The organism is Parazoarcus communis SWub3 = DSM 12120, from assembly GCF_003226565.1.
Taxonomy (GTDB): Bacteria; Pseudomonadota; Gammaproteobacteria; order Burkholderiales; family Rhodocyclaceae; genus Parazoarcus; species Parazoarcus communis.
On sequence record NZ_QKOE01000004.1, the window covers coordinates 57,864 to 80,538 of the forward strand.

At 63.4% G+C, this 22,675-nt stretch carries 20 protein-coding genes; 9 read left to right on the plus strand and 11 right to left on the minus strand.

The window, feature by feature from the left end:
• The first annotated feature begins 19 nt into the window (after positions 1 to 19).
• Both DNK49_RS07310 and DNK49_RS07315 read left to right on the plus strand, forming a co-directional pair.
• Positions 20 to 1,618: a hypothetical protein gene (locus tag DNK49_RS07310; protein WP_110523688.1), complete on the plus strand. Its 1,599-nt coding sequence runs from the start codon at positions 20 to 22 to the stop codon at positions 1,616 to 1,618.
• Positions 1,619 to 1,620: 2 nt separating this feature from the next.
• Positions 1,621 to 2,025, plus strand: a complete 405-nt coding sequence (locus DNK49_RS07315; protein ID WP_243632266.1) for a GtrA family protein — start codon at positions 1,621 to 1,623, stop codon at positions 2,023 to 2,025.
• A gap of 213 nt (positions 2,026 to 2,238) precedes the next feature.
• On the opposite strand, the gene DNK49_RS07325 is transcribed toward DNK49_RS07315, so the two are convergent.
• The 5 genes from DNK49_RS07325 to DNK49_RS07345 all read right to left on the minus strand — a co-directional run bounded on the left by DNK49_RS07325 (position 2,239) and on the right by DNK49_RS07345 (position 8,231).
• Positions 2,239 to 4,266 carry a methyl-accepting chemotaxis protein gene (locus DNK49_RS07325; protein ID WP_110523690.1) on the minus strand — a complete coding sequence of 676 codons (2,028 nt, stop codon included), beginning with the start codon at positions 4,264 to 4,266 and terminating at the stop codon, positions 2,239 to 2,241.
• Positions 4,267 to 4,429: 163 nt separating this feature from the next.
• Positions 4,430 to 5,074 (minus strand): response regulator, encoded by a 645-nt coding sequence (locus DNK49_RS07330; protein ID WP_110523691.1) that lies wholly within the window; start codon positions 5,072 to 5,074, stop codon positions 4,430 to 4,432.
• On the minus strand, positions 5,071 to 6,492 hold the full coding sequence (locus DNK49_RS07335; protein ID WP_110523692.1) for a HAMP domain-containing sensor histidine kinase: 1,422 nt from the start codon (positions 6,490 to 6,492) through the stop codon (positions 5,071 to 5,073). The genes DNK49_RS07330 and DNK49_RS07335 overlap by 4 nt, the downstream gene beginning before the upstream one ends.
• Before the next feature lie 9 nt (positions 6,493 to 6,501).
• A complete protein-coding gene (locus tag DNK49_RS07340; RefSeq protein WP_110523693.1) occupies positions 6,502 to 7,455 on the minus strand; it encodes a quinoprotein relay system zinc metallohydrolase 1 in 954 nt (317 codons plus the stop codon).
• Positions 7,452 to 8,231: a quinoprotein dehydrogenase-associated SoxYZ-like carrier gene (locus DNK49_RS07345; protein WP_110523694.1), complete on the minus strand. Its 780-nt coding sequence runs from the start codon at positions 8,229 to 8,231 to the stop codon at positions 7,452 to 7,454. The genes DNK49_RS07340 and DNK49_RS07345 overlap by 4 nt, the downstream gene beginning before the upstream one ends.
• A 479-nt stretch (positions 8,232 to 8,710) precedes the next feature.
• On the opposite strand from DNK49_RS07345, the gene DNK49_RS07350 reads away from it, so the two are divergent.
• Complete coding sequence (locus tag DNK49_RS07350) at positions 8,711 to 10,510, plus strand: PQQ-dependent methanol/ethanol family dehydrogenase (RefSeq protein ID WP_110523695.1); 1,800 nt, start codon at positions 8,711 to 8,713, stop codon at positions 10,508 to 10,510.
• Positions 10,511 to 10,623: 113 nt separating this feature from the next.
• Here DNK49_RS07350 and DNK49_RS07355 read toward each other — a convergent pair whose 3' ends face one another.
• The 3 genes from DNK49_RS07355 to DNK49_RS07365 all read right to left on the minus strand — a co-directional run bounded on the left by DNK49_RS07355 (position 10,624) and on the right by DNK49_RS07365 (position 13,703).
• A complete protein-coding gene (locus tag DNK49_RS07355; RefSeq protein WP_110523696.1) occupies positions 10,624 to 11,118 on the minus strand; it encodes a c-type cytochrome in 495 nt (164 codons plus the stop codon).
• A 24-nt stretch (positions 11,119 to 11,142) separates the two neighbouring features.
• Complete coding sequence (locus DNK49_RS07360) at positions 11,143 to 11,814, minus strand: pentapeptide repeat-containing protein (protein WP_243632267.1); 672 nt, start codon at positions 11,812 to 11,814, stop codon at positions 11,143 to 11,145.
• A 77-nt stretch (positions 11,815 to 11,891) separates the two neighbouring features.
• The gene (locus DNK49_RS07365) at positions 11,892 to 13,703 is read right to left on the minus strand and encodes a methanol/ethanol family PQQ-dependent dehydrogenase (protein WP_243632283.1); all 1,812 of its coding nucleotides are present in this window, start codon (positions 13,701 to 13,703) and stop codon (positions 11,892 to 11,894) included.
• Positions 13,704 to 13,967: 264 nt separating this feature from the next.
• On the opposite strand from DNK49_RS07365, the gene DNK49_RS07370 reads away from it, so the two are divergent.
• From DNK49_RS07370 to DNK49_RS07380, 3 genes are read left to right on the plus strand one after another with little or no spacing between them, the layout of a single operon-like run.
• Positions 13,968 to 15,314 carry a sensor histidine kinase gene (locus DNK49_RS07370; protein WP_165843288.1) on the plus strand — a complete coding sequence of 449 codons (1,347 nt, stop codon included), beginning with the start codon at positions 13,968 to 13,970 and terminating at the stop codon, positions 15,312 to 15,314.
• Positions 15,289 to 15,936 (plus strand): response regulator, encoded by a 648-nt coding sequence (locus tag DNK49_RS07375; protein WP_207806915.1) that lies wholly within the window; start codon positions 15,289 to 15,291, stop codon positions 15,934 to 15,936. Before DNK49_RS07370 ends, DNK49_RS07375 begins: the two co-directional genes overlap by 26 nt.
• Before the next feature lie 50 nt (positions 15,937 to 15,986).
• Positions 15,987 to 16,370, plus strand: coding sequence for a c-type cytochrome (locus DNK49_RS07380; protein WP_110523699.1), 384 nt, complete (start codon positions 15,987 to 15,989; stop codon positions 16,368 to 16,370).
• 70 nt (positions 16,371 to 16,440) lie between these two features.
• Here the strand turns inward: DNK49_RS07380 and DNK49_RS07385 are convergent, their stop codons facing one another.
• Positions 16,441 to 16,875, minus strand: a complete 435-nt coding sequence (locus tag DNK49_RS07385; protein WP_110523700.1) for a CBS domain-containing protein — start codon at positions 16,873 to 16,875, stop codon at positions 16,441 to 16,443.
• A gap of 440 nt (positions 16,876 to 17,315) precedes the next feature.
• On the opposite strand from DNK49_RS07385, the gene DNK49_RS07390 reads away from it, so the two are divergent.
• The 3 genes from DNK49_RS07390 to dctP are packed head-to-tail and all read left to right on the plus strand — an operon-like array spanning position 17,316 to position 20,157.
• Complete coding sequence (locus DNK49_RS07390; protein ID WP_110523701.1) at positions 17,316 to 17,837, plus strand: TRAP transporter small permease; 522 nt, start codon at positions 17,316 to 17,318, stop codon at positions 17,835 to 17,837.
• 1 nt (position 17,838) lies between these two features.
• Entirely contained in the window at positions 17,839 to 19,155 is a 1,317-nt protein-coding gene (locus DNK49_RS07395) for a TRAP transporter large permease (RefSeq protein ID WP_110523702.1), read from the plus strand.
• Positions 19,156 to 19,185: 30 nt separating this feature from the next.
• Positions 19,186 to 20,157: a TRAP transporter substrate-binding protein DctP gene (gene dctP, locus DNK49_RS07400; protein WP_110523703.1), complete on the plus strand. Its 972-nt coding sequence runs from the start codon at positions 19,186 to 19,188 to the stop codon at positions 20,155 to 20,157.
• A 75-nt stretch (positions 20,158 to 20,232) separates the two neighbouring features.
• Here the strand turns inward: dctP and DNK49_RS07405 are convergent, their stop codons facing one another.
• A complete protein-coding gene (locus DNK49_RS07405) occupies positions 20,233 to 21,798 on the minus strand; it encodes an MFS transporter (RefSeq protein WP_110523704.1) in 1,566 nt (521 codons plus the stop codon).
• A gap of 122 nt (positions 21,799 to 21,920) precedes the next feature.
• On the minus strand, positions 21,921 to 22,571 hold the full coding sequence (gene leuE / locus DNK49_RS07410; protein WP_110523705.1) for a leucine efflux protein LeuE: 651 nt from the start codon (positions 22,569 to 22,571) through the stop codon (positions 21,921 to 21,923).
• Between the last annotated feature and the right edge of the window lie 104 nt (positions 22,572 to 22,675).

Genomic DNA, 22,675 nt, shown 5'->3' on the forward strand with positions numbered 1-22,675 from the left:
GTCAGTGGCAGATACGGACATGGCCGGCTGTGCGCAATGGGCTCGCTACCTTGCGGTGGTGGTGTTGCTGGCTGCCGGCTGCTATGTGCTGTTGAGTCATGCCGACCATGGCATCAGCAACGACGAGGAGGTCCAGCATGTATACGGCCGCCTTCTGTTCGATTTCTATCTGTCGGGCCTGACCGATCTGCGCGCATTTGCGTACAAGAATCTCTATCTTTACGGGGGGCTGTTCGATCTGATCGCCGCGAGCCTGGAGCGGCTCTTCGGGTTTGATCCGGATGGCGAGGCCGTCTGGACGATGCGGCACCTCTTGTCCGGCATCTTTGGTCTGGCTGGTTTGGCTGGCTGCTGGATGTTGGGGCGGCGTGTCGGAGGGGAGTGGGTAGGCTTGCTCGCATTGATCCTGCTGCTGATTACCGGGGCATGGACGGGAGCGATGTTCACGCATACCAAGGATATTCCGTTCGCAGCCGCAATGGTATGGGTGCTGTACTTTACGCTCGGGGTGTTGCGCGGCATGCCAACACCCGGTCTGGGAGAGCGGATCGGGCTTGGCGTTGCGCTTGGCTGCGCCTTTGGACTGCGTGTCGGCGCGGTGTTTGGAGTGTTCTACCTTGGCGTTGGCATACTCGTGACGGCTTGGTTGCGTGCTGAGGGTAACTGGCGGCTGTCAGCGGGCATGGTGGTGCGCTCAGCGCTGGCCTTGTGGCCTTCGGTGGTATTGGCCTTCGTCCTGATGGGCGTGTTCTGGCCATGGGCGGTCAGGTCTCCGGAAAACCTGTGGACCGCGATGACGACATTCTCGCACTTCTCATTCGAGCTCTATACCGTGCTCGATGGCAAGGTGATGGCCAACGGTGAGGTCCCTCCTTACTATCTGTTGGCGTATCTGCTGGTGCGTCTGCCAGAGGTTTTTCTGCTCGGTCTGGGGTGTGCGTGTGTGGCCGGGTTGTCTGCGCGGTGGCAGAAACATGACGTTCTGCGTCGACCTGACTGGTTGCCGCTTGTGTTGGCCGGCTGCTTTCCGGTTCTCTATACCTTGCTTGCCGCGCCCCCGCTTTACAACGGAATGCGGCACTTTACGTTCATTCTGCCTCCACTGGCTGTTCTGGCTGCGGCAGGATTGGTCGCAGGCTGGCGTGCGATGTCGAAATTCAACGGGGGGCGCCGGGTGGCGGCGCTGAGCTTGACCGTGCTGGTATCCCTCAGCCTTGTCGGGTTGGCGCGTCTTCATCCCTACGAGCACTTGGCTTACAACGCATTGATCGGCGGGGTGGAGGGGACGCCCGGCAAGTGGGAGCAGGATTACTGGGCGGACAGCCTGCGCGAAGCCAGATCCATGCTCGAGGCTCGCCATAAGCACGAACCGGAGCCCGTCCATCCATACAAGGTCGCCGTATGCGCCGAGTCCCTGCAGGTCGCGGTGGGTCTTGACCCGCGATTCGTTGTGACGCGCGACTGGCATGAGGCGGATTTCTTTCTTGCCGCGACCCATATGGCTTGCGATGAAGTGCTTGAGGGCGAGGTGATTGGCCGGGTCGAGCGTGCAGGGGTGACGCTTGCAGTGGTGAAGGATCGACGTAACCTGGTGGGCGAGGCGCGCAAGCCAAGATGAATGTGAAGGCACGATCCGGTTTTTCAAACCTGATGCGCTTTGCCGTCGTCGGTGTGGCAGGCACTTCAGCGCACTACGCGCTCTTGCTGAGTCTGGTGGAAGTGGCGGGGGTGGCTTACCTGTGGGCTGCCGGCGCCGGCTTTCTGCTGGGTGCGCTGGTCAACTATGTACTGAGTCGAATGTTCGTGTTTGCGTCTGATCGGCCTCACGTCGACGCCTTGCCCCGGTTTCTGCTTGTGGCCTTGTCGGGACTGCTGTTGACCGTGATGCTGATGGCCGGACTGGTCGATCTGCTCGGCGTGCATTACCTGCTGGCGCAGGTACTGACCACGGTGCTGCTGCTGTTCTGGCACTACCTTGGAAATGCATTGTGGACTTTTGGGCAGCAGCCACGCCCAGATGCGTGAAGGCATGTCGAGGTGGCGCCAGCGTGGACGGCCGGGTGCGACCGTCGGGCTGGAGGCGTGTGCGGAGTTCAACGTGCTGGGGTTGAGCTTTGATGTCGATTTCAACCGTCCAGCGCTACGCCTGCCTTCGATCGGACGTCTGGCGGAGGACAACCATGATCCCGTGCTTTGGGGAATGGCAGGGTCGTGGTGCAGGGGGAGGGCGGCGACGCCTCAGCGCGTGCGCCCATGGGTCAGATTACGCAGGGTGTCGGCCACAGTCCGGGTGTGGTCGGCGGCGAGCGAGGTCTGGCTGCTGAAGGATTCGATGGATTCGAGCATGCCGGACAGGCCTGAAACATCGTCGGATTGACGCTCGATCGCCTGGGCCACCTGGCCGATGTCGCCGGCCAGCGCAGAGATGTTGCTGCCGATCTCACCCGCGCTCACCCGCGATTTTTCGGCCAGTTTGCGGACTTCGTCGGCAACCACTGCGAAGCCGCGCCCGGCTTCGCCCGCGCGTGCGGCTTCGATGGCGGCGTTGAGCGCCAGCAAGTTGGTCTGGTCGGCGATCTGCTGGATGATCTGCACCACGCCCTGGATGCGGCCACTGGCCTGTGCCAGCTTGCGTGCGCTGTCGGCCACGTCACCGGCCTGGCGGGTCAGGGTGCCGACGGTACTGCCGGCGTCGCCGATCACGGTCTGCTGCTGTTCAAGTTGCAGGGTCAGGCTGTCGACCGAGGTGTACAGGTCAGTGGCGCAGGATTCGAGTTGGGCGGATGTGGCCTGGCGCAGTGCGTGGCTCTGCTGCAAGGTGGTGCCCAGATCGTTGAGGCCGCGTACCACCGGTGCATAGCTGCCGTCGAAGTCGGCAGGATCAAGCGGCTCGTCGAACTGTTCGGCCTTGTAACCTTCGATCTGTTGCAACATGACGCGTGACAGCCCAGCCAGTTTGCCGATCTGGCGACGCAGGAAGAAGGCCTTGAAGGCGCCATAGTGGGCAACGAAATTGTCCACGTACTCGTCGGCAAAGCGGCTGCCGGGGGGCACGCGGAAGAAGAAGACCGCCGCAAGCGTCTGGTTGAGGTTGAGCCCCAGGATCTCGCCAAAGGTCGAGAAACCTGCAATCTGGATGCCGGCGACCAGGCGGTCGATGCCACCCAGCTCGCGGCTGTTGTAGAGCCGCCGCAGGATGCAGTCGTTCATGATGCCGGCAATGGGGCGCCCTGGCTTGTTCTGCAGGAAGGCACGGAAGTCGCGCTCGGTCGCATCGACGAAGCCGGTCCGGCGCACCATCACGATCTCCTCGCCAGAGGAAATGTCGCAGTAGAAATGGACCAGGCTGGTCTGCAGGTCGATCTTCGAGATCGAACGCACGAACAGCTCCTCGCCGACCCGGATGGCAAACGAGTAGTCGGCCAGTTTCTGTTCGAGCTGTTCGGGGTTGCAGTGCAGGGCTTCGCTGAGCGCATCCACCATCGACATGATGCTGCCGGATTTGGTGATGACCTGGGCGACGTGGCGCTGCTCCAGCGAGGCGTGCAGGACGTGGAAGCTGAGTCCGGCAGGTTCGAAGTTCTGGCTCTTGAACACACCGAAGCGGACCGATGGCGCCATTTTCAGGAAGGCCACGACAACATGGTTCTGCAGCGAGCGCTTGCCATCATGCAGTTGGGTGATGCTGAAGTCGAGCTTGCCCCCGGCCGAGCCGCCAACAAACAGGCAAGGGAAGCGGCCAGATTCGTACAGCGCTTCCATGAAGAAGGATTCGGACGCCGACAGGCCGTCGAACAGGATGTAGGCCAGGGTGTCGCGGTGATCGATGTCGATGCTGCTGCGGGTGTTACGGATGTTGCCAATGAGCTTGCGCAGGCGCTCCTGCAGATCGGCAGGCTTGCCGCCGTTGCGCAGGTCTTCACTGGCCAGCGGAATCGCCACCACCTCGGCCTGCCCGATGATGCTGGCGTCGAAACACTGCACCACCACCCGGTCCCAGTGGTTGCCGGTCTCACAGTAGAGTGCGCCACCGCCCTCGCCACACAGCTCACCTGCTGTAGTGCACAGCGTCAGCGGTACATTGGGGAAGCGCCGGCTCAGCTTGCCGGCAACCTGATCGATGTCCACATGCGGGGAGACAAAGGCGGCGATGAAGCTGGGCTTGATCGACACCCGTCCGAGGGTGGCATCCAGATCGCCGGAGCGGCACTGAAAGGTGGTGACGCCGGCAGTGGCCGCACGTGTTTGCTTGCTGAACAGTCCCATGACGTTGTCGCTTATTGCAGGGGTGGTCGGGTGGGTTGGGCTTCATGCCGTTATCGGCAGGATTCAGGTTGACTTGACGCAATGCAGCGCCTGTCTGTGATGTAGTCGGCGCAGGGGCGCCTGCCGGTGGCGGTGCGATGACGGCCGGGCAGATGAAGTCGATTCAGGCATCCACCAGCCCGGCGCGTACCGCGATCAGGGCCAACTCTGCCGCGTTGCTGGCATTGAGTTTTTGCTTGATATGGTAAAGGTGGGTGCCGACGGTGCTGGTGCTCAGCTTCAGGGTTTCGGCGACCTCAGCGACCGAGCGCCCGCGGGCCAGTTGCAGGAATACGCTGAACTCCTTGCCGGTCAGGACATCGACCGGGTTCGTGCCGCCGCCCAGGCGCGCGAGCGCCAGCTTGGGGGCGAGCTCGGGGTCGAGGTAGCGCCGGCCGCTGGCGACATCGGCGATTGCGCGCAACAGGGTATCCGGGTGAGCGCGTTTGGACAGATAACCGGTCGCGCCCGCCTGCAGCGCACGGGCGGGAATCTGCGTGTCCTCGTGCGCAGACAGCATCAGCACCCGGGCTTGGGGGTGATGCGCCAGCAGGCGTTCCAGCGCCCCCAGACCACCGATGCCGGGCATCGAAACGTCCATGATCAGCACATCCGGACGGTGTTCGTTCCAGGCTGCGACCGCCGCCTCGCCACTGTCGGCCTCGGCCACGACATGCGCGCCTGCGCCTTCGACCAGCAGGCGAAAACCCATGCGCACGATGGCATGGTCGTCGGCGAGGACAATGCGCAGGGCGGCGAGCTGGATCATGCTGCTGACGCCTGCAGGTGATCCGCTTGCGCTCCGTGATGGATGTTGGATGCGAGCGGCAAAATGGCGCGGATGCTCAGGCCTCCGCCCGCCGGTGTTTCGAAATGCAGGTCGCCGCCGAGTGCCAGCACGCGTTCGTGCATCCCCACCAGGCCGAAGCGCGGTCGTTCGTCGGCCGGACCTGGGCGTGGAGACAAGCCCCGGCCGTTATCGGTAATCCTCAGTTCGAGTCGGCCCGCGTCACACTGAAGCACGACCTCCACCTGGGTGGCATCGGCATGACGGACGACGTTGGTCAGGCTTTCCTGCAGCAGCCGCTGCACGGTCACGACCTGGTCGCCGGAGAGCTCAGGGTCCAGGTCAGGAAGCCGGTGCTGCAGGCGGATGTTTGGGTAGAGCGCAGACCAGGCTGCGCACCAGTCGGCGATTGCGCCGCAGATGCCGCGTCCGCCCTCGGCTGCCGGGTCGCGCAGGCGGTGCAGGATGGCGCGTACGCCATCCTGCATCTGACCCGTCATGGCGATGATGGCCTGGGCACTGCCGTGGATGCCGGGCTGGTCGCCGCTGCGCTGTTGAATGGCGCCGGCAATGGCGCGTACTGCGGTGATGCCCTGGGCGAGTTCGTCATGCAGTTCGCGGGCGACGATGCGGCGCTCTTCTTCCAGCCGGATCTGGATGGTGCGCTGGAGACCTTGCTCGGCCTCGAGCTGGGCTTTATCCGCCAGAGAGTGGTCAAGACGCTCGGCCAACTGGTTGTAGCTGCGCGCGAGGCGGTCGAGCTCGCGTGCGCCGACCGTTGGCAGGCGGCGGTCGAAATATCCTTCCGCTCCGCGGGCAAACGCGGCATCGACTGCGCGTAGGGGTGCCAGAGCGCGCTGTAGTCCGATATGGCAGCCCAGCCACGCGAGCAACAGGCCGGCGACGCCCCAGCCTGCCATGCTGGTGAGGTCGTCCCACGCGTCCAGCACTGCACGCGAGGCGTCCGGGTACAGGCTGACCTGCACGCTCCCTGCATCAAAGTGGCGGATGGGGAGGTGGGGGGTCAGGCTTTGCGCAAACCATGCCGGTGCTTCACGTCCCGCTTTGTAGGTGGGGGCCGGAGACAGGTACAGGCGCTCGTTGCCGTTGGCGGTCACTTCAAGCGCGTGCGCCCGGATGCGTCCGACAGCCTGCAGCGCAGACATCAGCCGCTCGGCGCCGGCTTCCGGGTCGCGTCGGGTTTCATGCACCAGTACGTTGAGCCATTGTTCCGCCACCCGGCTGGCAGAGGTGATTTCCTCGTGAATGGCACTACGGGTCTCACGCAGCCAGAGTGCGGTGCCGGCAAGCAGTGCGACGGTCACGACCAGTGCCAGCATCAGGCTGAGGCGGGCGTGCAGGCTGGCAGTGAATGCCTTGGTGGGAAGCAGCTTGCGCATGGTCGGTACTCAGCGCCCGCGCTGCAGCGCGGCCTGCTCGGCGGCTGGGTAAAGGTGGGTGACCGAGCGCCGGAACTCGGTGCGTACTTCGGCCAGTCCGGCAAATTTATCGGGCACGGTCAACGCCAGCATTTCGGTCATGTCCAGACCTTGCTCGGCACCGTCGCGCAAGGTCTGATCCAGCCATTGAAGATATTGTCGGGTCTGCTCGATGGCGTCGGTGCCGGTGGTGACTTCGCCGTGGCCGGGGACCAGGCGGTTGAAGCGCAGTGCCTGCAACTGATCGAGCGACTGTAGCCAGCGCTTGATTTCGGCATGTGGCGTGGTCGGCGCGCGTTTGTTGAACACCAGGTCCGCCGCGAACAGCGTGCCGGTGGGGGTGTCGAGCACGGCCAGGTCGGCAACGGTATGCCCGCCCAGCGCGACCAGCTCGAGCTTGCGCCCGCCGGCTTCCAGTGGGCCGGCGGTCAGCGTGCGTCGCGGGATGGCGACTTCCGTATCGCGCATCCAGTCGCCATTGAGGCGGTACATGTTGTCGAGAAAGCCGGCGCCCTCGGCCTCGATCGCACGACGTGTGTCGGCCAGTGCGGCAAGGGTGTCCACGGCGAAAGCCTGGTTGCCCAGGAAGTGGTCGGGGTGATGGTGGGTGTTGATTACCAGCACGATGGGGAGCGGGGTGAGGCGTGCGATTGCTGCACGCATCTGCTCGCCGTAGCGTTTTGATGAGCCGGTATCGATGACGATGACGCCCTCACGACCGATGATGAAGCCGGTATTGACGATGTCGCCACCGTTGTCGAGCGAGAAGTCCTCGGTCTTGCCGATCAGCACGTACACGCCGTCGGCGACCTGCTGCGGGCTCAGGCGGTAGTCGAAGTCGCGCGTCTGGCCGAGTGCTGCGGTGCTCAGGGTGAGCAGCAGCATGCAGGCCAGTCTGCGCAAATTGTGGCTCAAGCCCTTCATGGTGCGATCTCCGCACGGATCGGGTTGCCGTTGTTGTCGCGGCCGGCAACGCGGATGGCACCCTGACCCAGTACGTCAGGCGGAATGTCGAGCGTGAACAGCGGATTCTCCGACACGGGCTCGGATGGCAGGATGCGCATCAGGCGCCGGCCATCCGCCGTGTCGATGTCCAGGGTGTCGATGTGGAACACCGGGATGCCGGCAGCCAGGCCAGTATCCATCGGATGGATGATCTGCAGGCGCAGGCGGGTGCCGCCGTCGATACGCGGCCAGCGTCGGGCGCTGACTTCGTTGAGCCGCTGCTGCCATTCGGGCGAGCCCGTGCCGGTGGAGGGCAGGGTACAGCCGCCACCCGTCGTATTGACCCAGGTGCCACCCACGTGCCAGCGCCCATCCGCGGTCCGGGCGGCGGCACGTACCGGGCTGGACTGTTGCAGCTTCAAGCGGAATGCCAGATTGGCACGGGCTTGTCCGGGTTCGTAGCTCAGCGCCTTGACGATGGGGTTGAAGTCGGCGAACACCAGCACTTCCTCGACGCCTTGCAGGCTGCCCAGGTCGATTGCCACCGGTACGTTGAGCGCGTCTTCTGCCGTGGTGGGCGCGCTGACGCGGACGCGATCGTCGAAGACGACTTCCGCGTCGCGGAAGAACATGCGCTGCATGTCCACCCAACGTGGAGAGGCGAGCGGGTCGCTGTCGGGTTGAGGGGCTGCTTGAAGGGGCAGGGCGAACAGCAGCAGGGTTGCCGCGTTCGCAAGTGTCCGGATGATGCGCATCGTGTCTCCTTGAGGCGCGGTGCATGCCGCGTCGTATTTGTACTGCCGAGTATGCAAGTGATGTGCCATTGGGGCAATCACCTGCTCGTCCTGGGTGTAGGTGCCGATGGTGTGCGACCAGGGAGCGCAAGGGGGTGTAGCAGCGATGCAGTCTGCTGAGCTCGCTGCAGCGTGTCGTCCTGGGGCTTTGGCTTGCGGCCGGTCATTGCGGTGCTATCGTGAAATCGGGGTGCGATACAGGGCTGCACGATGCTGTTGCCCGGGCGCGTGGTGGTGGAGCACCCTGGGCGCAGTGAAGGTGTTCCGTTTTGGAGCAGCTGCCTTGATTTGATACAGCATAAAGCGTGATGAAGGGCTTCAAGGCCTTGCTGGCGGTATGGCATGCGCCTTGCAAACCGGATTCCCGGGCTTGCGTTTCGCCCCTCAAGGCGATGCGGAAGCATCCATCACGTATACCGAGAGACCAAGGAGGAAACCGGATGAACAAAATCAGAACGAAGGCGCCGAGCGTGGTGCGACTGACCGCGGTCGCAGCAGCGATGATGCTGCTGGGAGCGGGTCAGGCCACGGCAAAAGGCGTAACCGATGCCGACATCGTCAACGATGCCACCATCACCACCCAGGTTGTCACCCATGGTCTCGGCACCAAGGGGCAGCGCTACAGCCCGCTGGTGCAGGTCAATGCACAGACGGTCAAGGATCTCGTGCCGGCATGGTCGTTCTCGTTCGGCGGCGAGAAGCAGCGCGGTCAGCAGTCGCAGCCGCTGGTGTTCGACGGCAAGATGTACGTGACCGGCTCCTACAGCCGGATCTACGCACTTGACGTCAAGACCGGCGCCAAGCTGTGGAAGTACGAGCATCGTCTGCCCGACGGCATCATGCCGTGTTGTGACGTGATCAACCGCGGCGCGGCGATCTACGACAACCTGGTGATCTTCGGCACGCTCGATGCCAAGCTGGTGGCGCTCGACAAGGACACCGGCAAGGTGGTGTGGCGCGAGACCATCGAGGACTACAAGGCGGGTTACTCTTTTACCGCCGCGCCCCAGATCGTCAAGGGCATGGTCATCACCGGCAACTCTGGCGGCGAGTTCGGTATCGTTGGTCGCGTTGATGCCCGTGATGCCAAGACCGGCAAGCTGATCTGGAGCCGCCCGACGGTCGAAGGTCACATGGGTCACAAGTACGACGCCGAAGGCAAGCCGGTGGACAACGGCATCTCCGGCAAGACCAACGCGACCTGGCCGGGCGACCTGTGGAAGACCGGTGGTGCTGCGCCGTGGCAGGCTGCCTACTACGATCCGGATGTCGATCTGATCTTCATCGGGACCGGCAACCCGGCGCCGTGGAACAGTTGGCTGCGTCCGGGCGACAACCTGTACTCGTCCTCGACCCTGGCGATCAGCCCCGACACCGGCAAGATCGTCTGGCACTTCCAGAACACGCCGCACGACGGTTGGGACTTCGACGGGGTGAATGAATTCATCTCCTTCGAGTACAACGACCCGAAGACCGGCAAGATGGTCAAGGCAGGCGGCAAGGCGGACCGTAACGGTTTCTTCTTCGTCAACGACCGCACCAATGGCAAGCTGCTCAACGCCTTCCCCTTCGTTAACCGCATCGACTGGGCCAAGGGTTTCGACCTGAAGACCGGTCGTCCGATCACCAATCCGGAAAACCGTCCGGGCAACCCGTTCGCGGATGCTGGCGGCGATGGCAAGAAGGGCAAGGATGTGTTCGTGGCGCCGTCCTTCCTGGGTGGCAAGAACCAGATGCCGATGGCCTTCAGCCCGAAGTCCGGTCTGTTCTACGTGCCGGCCAACGAGTGGGGCATGGACATCTGGAACGAGCCGGTGTCCTACAAGCGCGGTGCGGCCTACCTGGGTGCGGGCTTCACCATCAAGCCGCTGCACGAGGATTACATCGGCTCGTTGCGCGCAGTCGATCCGGTGTCCGGCAAGATCGTGTGGGAAGCCAAGAACAACGCGCCGCTGTGGGGTGGCGTCCTGGCAACCGCGGGTGATCTGGTGTTCTACGGTACGCCCGAGGGCTACCTGAAGGCCGTGCATGCCCAGACCGGTGAAGAGCTGTGGAAATTCCAGACCGGTTCGGGCGTGATTGCCCCGCCGATCACCTGGGAAGACGACGGCAAGCAGTACCTGGCCGTGGTGTCCGGCTGGGGCGGTGCGGTGCCGCTGTGGGGTGGCGATGTGGCCAAGCGGGTGAACTACCTCGAGCAAGGTGGCTCGGTCTGGGTGTTCAAGCTGCACGGCAATTGATCCCCTGCCTGTCCGACGCAGCGCGTCGGACAGCTTGAGGTGACGAACGGCATCTGCGTCAGCGCGCAGGTGCCGTTTTTTCGTCGACAGGGAGGGTGTCACCGGCGTCATGGTCAGCGCTTGCCCGCAGTCTCGACATAGCTGCGGATGGACCACAGGACCTGAGGATCGAGTACGCCTTCCCAGGCGGGCATGTGCTCGATGCCGAGCTTGATCTTGCCCTTTAGCACTGACTGGCGGAAGTAATAGTCGGCGTCCTCGGTGCAGCGCTGTTTCAGCGCAGCGTCGGCGACACGGTTGCAGCTGCGACCGATGCGGCGCAGATCGGGGGCCGGTGCGCGTGAGCCATCCGCATCCGGGCCGTGGCAACGCGCACAGGACTGGTTGTAGGCACTGCGTCCGATGTCGAGGGCTGCGGCGTTGCCGCGCAGGGGGTTGCTTGCATCCCAGGCCTTGCCGATTGCGGGCAGGGAGGATGTATCGACCTGCGGCGGGATGGGGGGTGCCTGATTTGCAGCCAGTGCGGGCAAGCTGACGCCCAGCATCAGTGTCAGCAGCAACATGTGCATCGGGCGGGGCGGGGCGGGGTGTGTCTGGGTCGGGTTCATCGCGTTTCCTGAGGACATGGACGCTTACCAGCCGCTGGGGCAGCCGCGGCAGTTTTCCAGCGATGAGTCGGAAAAGATGGCGAAGCGGGTGACGCACGCTTCCATCACGGCGTCGTTCAGGTTGACCGAAACGAACTTGGTTTCCTGCAGATTGGTGGCAACGAATTTCGCGCCGACGAACCAGGCGAAGTTTGGACGGGCAAACTCCAGGCTGGCGGCAGTGAAGTCCGCGCCGGAAAAGTCCGAGCGCATCAGGCGGGCGGCTTCCAGATCTGCGCCGACCAGGCGCGCATTGCGGAAATTGGTGCTGGCGGCGGTGGCCTTCTGCAGCCGGGCAGCGGTCAGGTTTGCGCCTTCGAGGTTGGCGCCTGCGAGATTGGCCCCGCGCAGGTCGGCACGGCTGAGATCGGCTCCACGGAGATCGGCGCCGGCCAGGTTCTTTCCGGCAAGGCTGGCGTGACGCAGGTCGGCCCCCGGGCACCGGGTGTAGGGCCAGATCGGGCACCCATTGATGACCAGCGTTTCATCTTCCGCAGTGCTGCCTTCATCGGGCGTATTGTCCGCGGCATGGGTGATCGTGGCGAGGCTTGCGCCCAACGCCAGACCGATCGCCATACGGCGCAACATGAGCGAAATCACATCAAGCTCCTTCAACTGGGGCGGGATTGCGTCCTGCCGGAGGACCTGCCGTCGCATCCGGCCGTCTCCTGGGGGTAAGGCCCGCGGATACGGGGGACAGAACCCACCGTATCCGCGGGCGGATGACGCAGTACTCAGTTGCTGGCAAGCTGCTTGGGCAGCTTGAACACCCACATCGAACCGCCCTGAGACACCTGCTTGGTCAGGTCGGCAAGGTCGCCGCCCCATAGCGGCACTGCGCCACCGTAGCCCGACTGGATGGCGATGTACTGTTCGCCATCCATCTCCCAGGTGACCGGGACGGACACGATTCCGGAGCCGGTCTGGAACTTCCACAGTTCCTTGCCGTTCTTGGCGTCGAAGGCTTTCAGGTAGCCGTCCGAGGTGCCGGTGAAGATCAGACCGCCTGCGGTGGTCAGCGTGCCGGCCCACAGCGGGAAGGTCTCCTTGTGCTCCCAGGCGATCTTGCCGGTCACCGGATCGATGGCGCGCAGGATGCCGACGTGGTCGTCAAACAGCTTCTTGATGCGGAAACCCTGACCAAGATAGGCGGAGCCCGCCTTGTAATGCACCTGCTCGGTCCAGTAATCCATGGCCCAGTGGTTGGCCGGGATGTAGAACAGGCCGGTGTCCGGGCTGTAGGACATCGGATGCCAATTGGTGCCGCCAAGGAAAGGCGGCGAGACGAAGATCGATTCGCCCTTGTCCGCCCCATCCTTGGGCAGCGGCGGGCGGTTGCCCTTTTCGACCGGGCGGCCCGTCTTCAGGTCGAAGCCCGATGCCCAGGTGATGCCATCGACAAAGGGCCAGGCACCGATCAGCGAGGTCGGCTTGTTGGGATAGCCGGCGCCCTTGGCCAGCATGTCGCGGTCGTTGACGAAGAAGAAGCCGTTGCGGTCGGCGTGGGCCGAGGCGTTCACCATCTTGCCGGTCTTCGGGTCCTTGTACTCGAACAGCACGATCGAGTTGTTGCCCGAGAAGTCCCAGGCGTCGTTCGGGGTGTGCTGATAGAAGCCCTTCAGCTCGCCGGTGCTGGCATCGACGTAGGCCTGGCCGGAGGTGAACAGGCTGTCCCAGTTCTGTGGGTCGTCACCGGGTGCGGTGCGTGCCCAGGTGTTCCAGGGCGCAGGGTTGCCTGCGCCGATGACGATGGTGTTGTTTTCCACGTCGAAACTGGCGGTCTGCCAGGGGGCGCCGCCGCCGTGGCTCCAGGCCTCGACCTTGCCGGTGGGTGAGTTGGGGTCGTTGGGCCAGCTCGGGGCCTTGGCGTCACCGGTGGTGGTGCTGTCCTTGCCGTTCAACCGACCCATATGACCTTCGACCAGCGGACGTGCCCACACTTCCTTGCCGGTGTCGGGGTCACGGGCATACAACCAGCCGACCACACCGAATTCATCGCCCGACGAGCCGTGCACCAGCAGCATCTTGCCGGTCTTCTGATCCTTCACGATGAAGGGAGCCCCGGTCATGGTGTAGCCGACCTTGTGATCGGCGAACTTCTCGCGCCACACGACCTTGCCAGTCTTGCGGTCGAGCGCGACCATGGCAGCATCCAGGGTGCCGAAGAACACCTTGTCGCCATAGATCGCAGGGCCGCGGTTGACGACGTCGCAGCACGGCCGGATGTCGTCGGGCAGGCGGTGGTTGTATTCCCACAGACGCTTGCCGGTGCGCGCATCGATGGCGAAGAAGCGCGAGTAGGAGGCCGTGGCGTAGATCACCCCGTCGTGCACCAGCACCTGACCTTCCTGACCCCGCTGTTTCTCACCGCCGAAGGAGAAACTCCAGGCCGGCACCAGGCCGGCTACGTTGCGGGTGTTGATCGTCTTCAGCGGGCTGTGACGCTGGGCCTTCAGGCCCAGGCCATAGGAGAGCACGTCGCTGGTGGTCTTGTGATCGTTGGCGATGTCTTCCCAAGTCACATTGGTCACCGCCGCTGCCGGCATGGCGAGGGTTGCCGAGATTGCAAGGGCAATGGCGTGTGGCTTGAATCGGGAAATCTTCAGTTTTTTCATTGTGTACTCCTGGCCTCCTGGGTAGAACGTCTGCCCTCCCACTTCGCGGGTCCGGCTGACGGTGAGCGCAGTATCGAGGCGAGGGCGCTGCCCGGTCGCGGGAGCGCGGCACCGCGATGCCGGGAAAAATTCCCGGTCGGCATCGGGTGTGGCATGTCACTTGCACCAGATCGAACGTTGATCGGGGGAATTGCCGTGGATCTGAGAGTGCGTTTGCTGAGCTTTCTGCTCGGTGTTTCGTGTGCACTCGTGCTTGCAGCGTGCGTCGTTGTTGCACTGAGCCTGCGTGAGGACGTCGCGGAGGAACTCGACGCCTCTGCGCGACTGGTCGAGTTGATGCTGCAAGTCGGTGAGGCGCCGACGAAGGGGGCTGATGCCGTCGAGGCCTTGCTGGGCGAGGAAGGGCTGAGGCATATCCAGGTCGGACTGGATCGTTCAAATCTGGAACAGGTGCTCCATTCCGGAGCAAAAGGTCCGCTGGCACAGCTGGCCTACCGTATTGCCGGCGTGGACCGGATGAGTCTGCAGACGCATCAGATCGTGCTGGGCGATGGCAGCAGGCTGCTGATGCGCGCGGACCCCAGTAGCGAGATCGATGAGATCCTGCAGGATGCTGTCCGGATGATCGTTGTGCTGGTGCTGTTCTCCGGCGTCGCGATTGCTGCTGCATGGTGGGCCGCGGACCGGGCGCTAAGGCCTGTCCGTGCCCTGGAGCGGGGGCTGGCGCGATTGGCCGAAGGCGATGCCCGTCCGCAACTGCCGCCGCTGCAGCTACGGGAATATCAACAGGTCGCCGCAGCGATCGAGCAGCTGGCCGACAGCCTGGCGCGGGCAAGAGCCAATGAGCGGCAGTTGGCGCGCCAGTTGATGGCCTTGCAGGAGTCGGAGCGCCGCGAGCTGGCACGTGAGTTGCACGACGAGTTTGGTCAGTCCCTCAGTGCGATCAATGCGGCTGCTGCATTTGTCGAGCGGCATGCCGGCAGTGCCCGTGGAGAGGCCTTGGTTGAGTGTGCGCAGGACATCCGGCAAGAGGCGGCACGGATGACGCGGCAGGTCAGGACCATGCTGAGCCAGTTGCGACCTTACGGGCTCGAAGGCATCGGGATGCGTGCGGCGATCGTCGAACTGGTGGAGAGCTGGCGTCAGCGCAGTGAGGGCGTGACGATTGCGCTTGAAATGCCGCCGACGTTGCCGGCGCTGGACGCTGCAGCGGGACTGGCGCTGTACCGGACCTTGCAGGAGGCCTTGACCAATGTATTTCGTCATGCGGGGGCAAAGCAGGTCCGCATTGCGCTGGAGGCGCACGAGGACGCGCAGGTGCAGCTTAAGGTTGCTGATGATGGCTGTGGGAAGGCGGCGTTCGTGATGGAGAATGCCCATGGCGGAGTGATGGGCATGCGGGAGCGCGCGGAGATGGCAGGCGGCGAACTGGTACTCGGGGCGTCGTCGCTGGGCGGGCTGGAGGTGAGGCTGGCGTTGCCCTTATCGCGCAACGATGACAATGGAGACGATAACAATGATACGGGTCCTGTTGCTGGATGATCATGCCGTGGTTCGCACCGGTTACCGGCGCCTGATCGATGCCGAAGACGACTTCCGCGTGGTGGCCGAGGCCGCGACTGCGGATGAGGCCTATGCGCGTCTGCAGGTCATGGATATCGATGTTGCCGTCGTTGATCTGAGCTTGCGCGGAGCCAGTGGCATCGAAGCCATCCGGCGCATGCTGGCACGTGATCCGCGACTGAAGGTGCTGGTACTGTCGATGCACGACAGTCCCGGTTTCGTGACCCAGGCAATGCGCGCAGGTGCATTGGGCTACATCACCAAGAGCAGCGAGCCGGCCGAGATGCTCGATGCCATCCGCGCGGTGGCCAGCGGTCGCCGGGTGCTGTCGTCCGATATCGCCCAGACCCTGGCGACCGCTTCGCTCGATGGCGAGCAGATCATGGCGCGACTGACGCCCCGCGAGTTCGAAGTCCTGCGCATGGCGGCAAGTGGCGAGCCTGCCAGTCTGATTGCCTCGCAGATGCATCTGAGCCAGAAGACGATTTCCAACCATTTGTCGGCCATCCGGCAGAAACTCGATGTCGATAGCGACTTCAAGCTGTTGCGCCTTGCGATGCGCCACGGCCTGGTCGATTTCGCCGCCGAAATGCAGTGCTGAAAACACCAACGAAGGTTCCTTTGCGAACCCATTCATCAAGGAGTTCCATCATGTCTTACATACGCGTTCTGGCCTGTGTCGCGTTGTCCGCGTCGGCTTTGCAGGTTCATGCCGGTGACCCCAAGACCGACGCCGAGATGGCCAAGCTGGCGTCCACCAGCGGTTGCCTGACCTGCCATAGCATCGAAGCGGGCAAGCCGGGACCCAATGGCATGGCCCCGATCGGGCCGTCCTGGGAAGAAGTGGGCAAGCAATATGCGGGTAAGCCGGGCGCAAGCGAGTTTCTGACCCGGATCGTGCTGGAGGGCTCAAGCCCATACAGCAGCCACTGGAAGGGTAAGGTCAGCGGCCTGTCGATGCCGCCCAACGCCGTTGCGATCACCGAGGCGAATGCCCGCCGTCTGGTCGACTGGATTCTGGCGCTCGGCAAGTAAGGCACTGCAGACAAGCGCCGGAAGCGCGGTTTGGACCGCAGCTTCCGGTGCAGGGCAGGAGGCGTCCTGCTCAGAGGATGACGGTGATCTCTTCGCGGCGCAGCAGTTCGTCGCCGAAGGCAATCGCATCCAGCCCGAGGGCATCGTGCGCGGTAACGATGCCGACTGGCCGTCCGTCCGGCGTGATCACCGGAACGTGACGGAAGCCGCCTTCGAACATCATGTGCAAGGCATGACCGAAGGGTTTGTCTTCGGTAATGGTCTGTGGATTGTGGGTCAACACTGCACCCACCGGGGTCAGGTCGGCATCCAGCCCAGCGGCCAGCACACGGAACGTGGCATCACGCTCGGTGAAGATGCCCGTCAGCACACCGTGCTCGGTGACCAGTGCGGCGCTTTGATGCGCTTGCAGCAGGCGACGGGTGACCTCGCGTACTGGCATGTCGAAAGGTACGCAGACGAATTCCCGCTCGGCAATGACCTCATGGATGGGACGGCTCGGCATGATGTGTCTCCTGTGGTTGTGGTCGTGAACTCGAGAATCGGTCCCGCGCCATGCTGCTTGTACTGATTGCTGATGCTGCAGTGCTTTGACGATGTCCTGCGATGCAGCGGTGGTCGGGAGGGATGTCTGGTTTCAAGCGTCAATCGTGCCATTCCCGGGAGTGCTGGCCGGAATCTTCCCAAGGATATGTTTTATATGGTTTTTACGCCTGACGGGTCGCCGGGTCAGGCGCACGCGTGTTCAGTAACTCCGACCCGTGATGGTGCATTTCCGATGAGGCTGCATTGATCTGGTGCTCGTGCAGTGCACCATTCGGACGAGCCTGGCGCATGTCCTTGTCTTCAAAGATGTCGACGACATTTTCTGCCTGTTTTACTGGCGTGGACAGAAATTTTTACTGCTGATATGTTTAGTTCTAAATAAACAGCAGGAGCGACCTCATGGCCGCGCAATCTTCACCCGTGTCGTATCGCTCGCCGGGAAATCGTGCCTACCACCTGTTGATGTCCGGCTGTGGCGTGGTGTCGGCACTGCTGTTCGGCGCCATGGGTTTGCTGGTGTGTGCCGACGTCTTCATCCGCAACCTGGGCCTGGGCTCGATTACCTGGAGTGTGGAGATGACCGAGTACATGCTGATGGTCGCGACCTTTGTGGCTGCGCCCTGGCTGCTGTATGTCGGTGATCACATCCGTATCGATGTGGTGTTGCGTGCGGTCTCTCCGATTGGGCGCTGGTGGCTTGAACTGCTGACGGATGTACTGGGTTTCGTCATCTGTGCAGTGCTGGCCTGGCAGTGCATTGCGGTGGCAATCGATGCTGCCGAGCAGGGCGGCATGGTGTTCAAGGTGCTGATCTTTGCCGAGTGGTGGCTGAACCTGCCGATGGCCTTTGCGTGTGTGTTGCTCGCGATCGAGTTTGCACGACGGCTCAAGCTGGCGCTGGGTCGCGGGGAGGTGCGCTGACATGGAATGGCAAGCTGCACTTGCCCTGATGCTGGGCAGTCTGTTCGTACTGATGTTGATCGGCGTGCCGGTCGCGTTTGCGTTTCTCGGCGTCAACCTCATCGGTGCCTGGGTGTTTCTGGGGGGGGAGGCCGGGCTGGGACAGCTGGTGCGCAACTCGGTAGGCTCCATCAGCAGTTTCTCACTGACGCCAATCCCCCTGTTCGTGCTGATGGGCGAGGTCCTGTTCCATACCGGGCTGGCCTATCGGGCGATCGAGGCGATCGAACGCCTGATCTCCCGCGTACCTGGGCGTTTGTCGCTGGTGTCGGTGCTGGGCGGCACGACGTTTGCGACCCTGTCCGGCTCGACCATTGCCAATACCGCGATGATGGGCGGTACGCTGCTACCGGAGATGCTGCGCCGGGGGTATCACCCGACGCTGGCCATGGGGCCGATCATGGCGGTGGGCGGCATTGCGATGCTGATCCCGCCTTCGGCGCTGGCGGTCATGCTGGGCAGCCTTGCAGGCATTTCGATCGCGCAGTTGCTGATCGGCGGCATTCTGCCCGGGCTGGTGATGTCGATTGGTTTTCTGGGCTATGTCGTGCTGCGTTGCCGTGCCGATCCCAGCCTGGCGCCAGCGGATGAGAATGCGGCGGAGTATCAGGGCTGGGCGCGCTGGTGGCCCTTCATGCGGGATGTGGTGCCGCTGCTGGGTATCTTCGTGGCGGTGGTCGGCAGCATGCTGGCGGGTTGGGCATCGCCGACCGAATCGGCCGCAATCGGCGCGCTTGCCGCGGTGATCGCCACCATGGCTTACCGTGTGCTGACCCTGCACGCGCTCTACAAGGCCTTGATGGAAACGGCGCGAATCTCGGTCATCATCCTGTTCGTGCTGGTGGCTTCGACAACCTTCTCTCAGTTGCTGAGCTTTTCCGGAGCAACCTCGGGTCTGCTTGGCCTGATCACCGAACTGGAGGTGTCGCCACTGATGCTGGTGGTCGGCATGCTGTTGCTGTTGCTGGTGCTGGGCTGCGTCATCGATCAGGTCAGCATGATGATGATCACCTTGCCCTTCTTCATGCCGCTGGCCACCGCGGCCGGCATCGATCCGGTGTGGCTGGGGGTGATGATGCTGATCGCCATGGAGATGGGCTTGCTCACGCCGCCATTTGGCTTGCTGCTGATGGTGATGCAGAGCGTGGCCCCGTCCAGTATCCGGCTGCCCCAGATCTACGCGGCCGCGGTCCCCTTTCTCGCCATCGAGCTTGTCGTTCTGGCACTGATCCTGTTCGTCCCCTGGCTGGCGGTTGGACTGCCCCGGTTGATGAGCTGATTTTCACCCCGCACCCCATGGAGAACAACGATGCATAAGACAAGTACCCGGCTCGCGGCCGGCGTCCTCTTCGCCCTGGTGGCTTCGACCTCGCACGGCGCCGAAATCACGCTGAAGGCGGTGACGGCGTTTGGCAAGGACACCTTTTTCGCCAAGCGCTTCAACGCCTTTGTCGAAAAGGTCAACGCCGAGGGTAAGGGCGTGATGAAGATCCAGGTCGTCGGTGGCCCCGAGTCGATGCCACCGTTCGAGGTCGGTAATGCCTTGCGCGCCGGTGTGGTCGATTTTGCCAACAGCACCGGCGTGTTCCACGCCAATCTGGTGCCGGAGGCGCTGGCGATGACTCTGGCAGAGAAGCCGATGGCCGAGCTGCGCGCCAATGGCGGCCATGCCTTGCTCGACAAGATTCATCGCGAAAAAGCCAATATGGTCTGGCTGGCGCGGGTGTCGGATGGGCTGGAGTATCACATCTACACCAGCAAGAAGCCCACCGGCAGCGATTTCAGCGGCTACAAGCTGCGTAGCGTGCCGGTGTATCGTGCCTTCTTCCAGGCCATCGGGGCTGCGCCGCTGCAGGTGCCGCCGGGTGAGGTCTACACCGCGCTCGAGCGTGGGGTGGTCGATGGTTATGGCTGGCCGTCGATGGGCATCTTCGACCTTGGTTGGCAGGAAAAGACCAAGTACCGCGTTGATCCGGGCTTTTACAACGTCGAGGTGAGCTTCTTCATGAACCAGAACACCTGGAAGAAGCTTGACGCAAGCCAGCGCGCCTTCCTCGAGAAGCAGATTGCCTGGGTCGAGGCACAGACCGCAGAAGACCTGAAGGCAGCCGAGGACGAGAAGGCCAGGCAGGCCAAGGCGGGCATCGAAACCTTCGAACTGCCGGCCTCCGAGGTCAACCTGTTCCGCGCCAAGGCTTATGAGGCGGGCTGGAAGGGTGTGGAGCAGGCCAGTCCGCAACATGCGGCACAGCTGAAAACCCTGTTCAGCAACGGTCGTTGAGATCCGTCTGGCGAAGGCCGAGGGGCCTTCGCCGCATTATCCGGACGCGGCTGATGGTGCCGCATCCAGCAGGATTCAGGTGTCGAGTGAGCGGTTGCGGATCTCCGGCAGGAACAGCACGCCGATCACCGTGGCCATGATCAGCAGGCCCCCCGGGTACCACAGGCCGCTCAGCGCGTCGCCTGAGCGCACACTCAGCCAGGTCACCATGAATGGAGACATCCCTCCGATCCAGCCTGCCGACAGGTTGTGCGGTAGCGCGACCGCCGAGTAGCGCGTGCGGGCCGGAAACAGCTCGGCCAGTGTCGCTGTCTGAGGCCCGGTGATGGCAGCAAGTGCCACCACCAGCACCAGTAGCAGGCCGACGATGGCCGCATGATTGACGGCTGCGGGGTCGGCGGCCAGTGGTCGGCCCGCTGCTGCCAGCGCGGCCTGTACGGCGTCCGGCTGATAGCCGTCGATGGCCTGCTCTCCGATGCTCACCCGCAGCTCACCTTCGGTCCGGGTGTGCAATACACCCAGACGGGCGAACAGTTCCTGGTAGCGCTCGCAGTCGTTGCGCACGCCGGAGAAGGGGTCGTACTGGCAGGAGGGCCCGCTCAACACCACCGGTACTTCGCGGTTGAAGCGCTCCAGTGCCGGGTTGCCGAAAGCGAGCAGGCCATGAAATACCGGCAGCACGGCGACGCAGCCCAGTGCGAGTCCGGCCAGCAGCACCGGCCGCCGGCCAATGCGATCGGACAGCCAGCCACACCAGATCGTCAGCGGAAACAGGACCAGGGTGGCGACCATCACCAGCGCGCTGGCGGTTGCGGCATCGAGCTTGACAACGTTCTTCAGGAATACCGTGGTGTAGACCTGCGACGAGAAGAACAGCAAGGAGCCGCCGGCCGAGATGCAGAAGAACAGCAGGCCCATCCGCCCCAGGGTGTGGCGGTCGGTAAAGCATTCGCGCAACGGCGTCTTCGACAGGCCGTTGCGGGCACGCAGCTGGGTGAATACCGGCGACTCGTGCAGATTCAGCCGGCTCTTGATCGAGATTGCCAGCAGCACGATGGAGATCAGGAACGGCACCCGCCAGCCCCACTCGCGGAAGTCGGCATCGGACAGGAAGTATTGCAGCGCGACGATCTGTGCAGTCGATGCCAGCATGCCGAGTGGTCCCATCAACTGCAGCACGCTGGTATAGACGCCACGCTTGCCCTCGGGGGCGTGTTCGGTCAGATAGACGGCAGCACCGCCAATTTCGCCGCCGACCGACAAGCCCTGCAGCATGCGCAGCACAAGCAGCAGGATCGGCGCCGCGATACCGATCTGGGCATAGGTTGGCAACAGGCCGACGCAGAAGGTCGCGCCACCCATCAGCACGATGGTGACGAGAAAGATCGTCCGACGCCCATACCGGTCGCCCAGCGAGCCGAACAGCGCGGCCCCCAGCGGGCGCACGATCATGCCCACGCCAAAGGTCCCCAGGCTGGCGAGCAGCGCGGTGACCGGATCGTCAGGCGGAAAGAACAGAATGCTGAAATAGGTTGCCAGCGTGGCAAAGGTCAGGAAGTCGTACCACTCCAGAAAGGTGCCGAAGCAGGCGGCGACGGCGACCTTGCGCTGGATGTTGCGGTCTTGGGGTTTGTCGGACATGAAGGCGGGGCACTGGCCAGATGAGGTCGCGCATTATCGCGGATTCGCCGGCAGACGGGCATGGTGATGCAGCAGTACGGCGCGGAAGATTCAAATCCGCCGACGGGTCAAGCCCGGCCCGCTCAGCCCAGTGTGGCACCTGCCAGCTTGACGCCGAAGCCGATGAACAGTCCGCCCACACTACCGGTGGCGCCTGCTGCGAGCTTGCGCCGGCGGCGGAAGGCGCGTGCCAGGTGAGCGCCGCCGAAGATCAGCATCGACAGGTACAGCACGCTGCACACTTGCACGATGATGCCAAGGATGATGAAGGACAGCCCCGGGTGGGCGTAGCCTGGGTCAACGAACTGGATGAAGAAGGACACGAAGAACAGGATCGCCTTGGGATTCATCAGGCTGATCAGCAGGGCGGTGCGGAAGGGGCGGGCAGTGTCGGTCATTGGCACCTGATCGACGGCTTCTTCGGGGTCGCTGCGCCAGTGCCTGATCGCACCGCGTACCAGGCTCAGACCAATCCACGCCAGGTATGCTGCGCCTGCATACTTGATCGCCATGAACAGTTCGGGATTGGCCTTGAGTACCGATGCCGCACCGGTTGCCGCCAGGACCATCAGGATCAGGTCGCCGACAAAGATGCCACACGCCCCCCGATATCCCGCCGCCACTCCCCAGCGCGAGGCCACCGACATCACATAAAGTGAGTTCGGCCCCGGTAGCAGCACAATGAAGATGGTGCCGAGGATGAAGGTGGTGAGATCGGTGATGCCGTAGACCATGACACTGCTCCTGCGCTGCTGCATCCGACGGAGCGGGATGCGAGCGCGCATATTAGCAAGTCGTCACGCAGGCGGCATCACCCGTGAAACAGGAGGGCGCAGGA

Coding starts and splice junctions, on each gene's coding strand:
- DNK49_RS07310 (WP_110523688.1), top strand. CDS start 20: ATGGCCGGCTGTGCGCAATGGGCTCGCTACCTTGCGGTGGTGGTGTTG.
- DNK49_RS07325 (WP_110523690.1), bottom strand. CDS start 4,266: ATGGGACTGTTCAGCAAGCAAACACGTGCGGCCACTGCCGGCGTCACC.
- DNK49_RS07330 (WP_110523691.1), bottom strand. CDS start 5,074: ATGATCCAGCTCGCCGCCCTGCGCATTGTCCTCGCCGACGACCATGCC.
- DNK49_RS07335 (WP_110523692.1), bottom strand. CDS start 6,492: ATGCGCAAGCTGCTTCCCACCAAGGCATTCACTGCCAGCCTGCACGCC.
- DNK49_RS07340 (WP_110523693.1), bottom strand. CDS start 7,455: ATGAAGGGCTTGAGCCACAATTTGCGCAGACTGGCCTGCATGCTGCTG.
- DNK49_RS07345 (WP_110523694.1), bottom strand. CDS start 8,231: ATGCGCATCATCCGGACACTTGCGAACGCGGCAACCCTGCTGCTGTTC.
- DNK49_RS07350 (WP_110523695.1), top strand. CDS start 8,711: ATGAACAAAATCAGAACGAAGGCGCCGAGCGTGGTGCGACTGACCGCG.
- DNK49_RS07355 (WP_110523696.1), bottom strand. CDS start 11,118: ATGAACCCGACCCAGACACACCCCGCCCCGCCCCGCCCGATGCACATG.
- DNK49_RS07360 (WP_243632267.1), bottom strand. CDS start 11,814: ATGCGACGGCAGGTCCTCCGGCAGGACGCAATCCCGCCCCAGTTGAAG.
- DNK49_RS07365 (WP_243632283.1), bottom strand. CDS start 13,703: ATGCCGGCAGCGGCGGTGACCAATGTGACTTGGGAAGACATCGCCAAC.
- DNK49_RS07375 (WP_207806915.1), top strand. CDS start 15,289: ATGATACGGGTCCTGTTGCTGGATGATCATGCCGTGGTTCGCACCGGT.
- DNK49_RS07380 (WP_110523699.1), top strand. CDS start 15,987: ATGTCTTACATACGCGTTCTGGCCTGTGTCGCGTTGTCCGCGTCGGCT.
- DNK49_RS07385 (WP_110523700.1), bottom strand. CDS start 16,875: ATGCCGAGCCGTCCCATCCATGAGGTCATTGCCGAGCGGGAATTCGTC.
- DNK49_RS07390 (WP_110523701.1), top strand. CDS start 17,316: ATGGCCGCGCAATCTTCACCCGTGTCGTATCGCTCGCCGGGAAATCGT.
- DNK49_RS07395 (WP_110523702.1), top strand. CDS start 17,839: ATGGAATGGCAAGCTGCACTTGCCCTGATGCTGGGCAGTCTGTTCGTA.
- dctP (WP_110523703.1), top strand. CDS start 19,186: ATGCATAAGACAAGTACCCGGCTCGCGGCCGGCGTCCTCTTCGCCCTG.
- DNK49_RS07405 (WP_110523704.1), bottom strand. CDS start 21,798: ATGTCCGACAAACCCCAAGACCGCAACATCCAGCGCAAGGTCGCCGTC.
- leuE (WP_110523705.1), bottom strand. CDS start 22,571: ATGGTCTACGGCATCACCGATCTCACCACCTTCATCCTCGGCACCATC.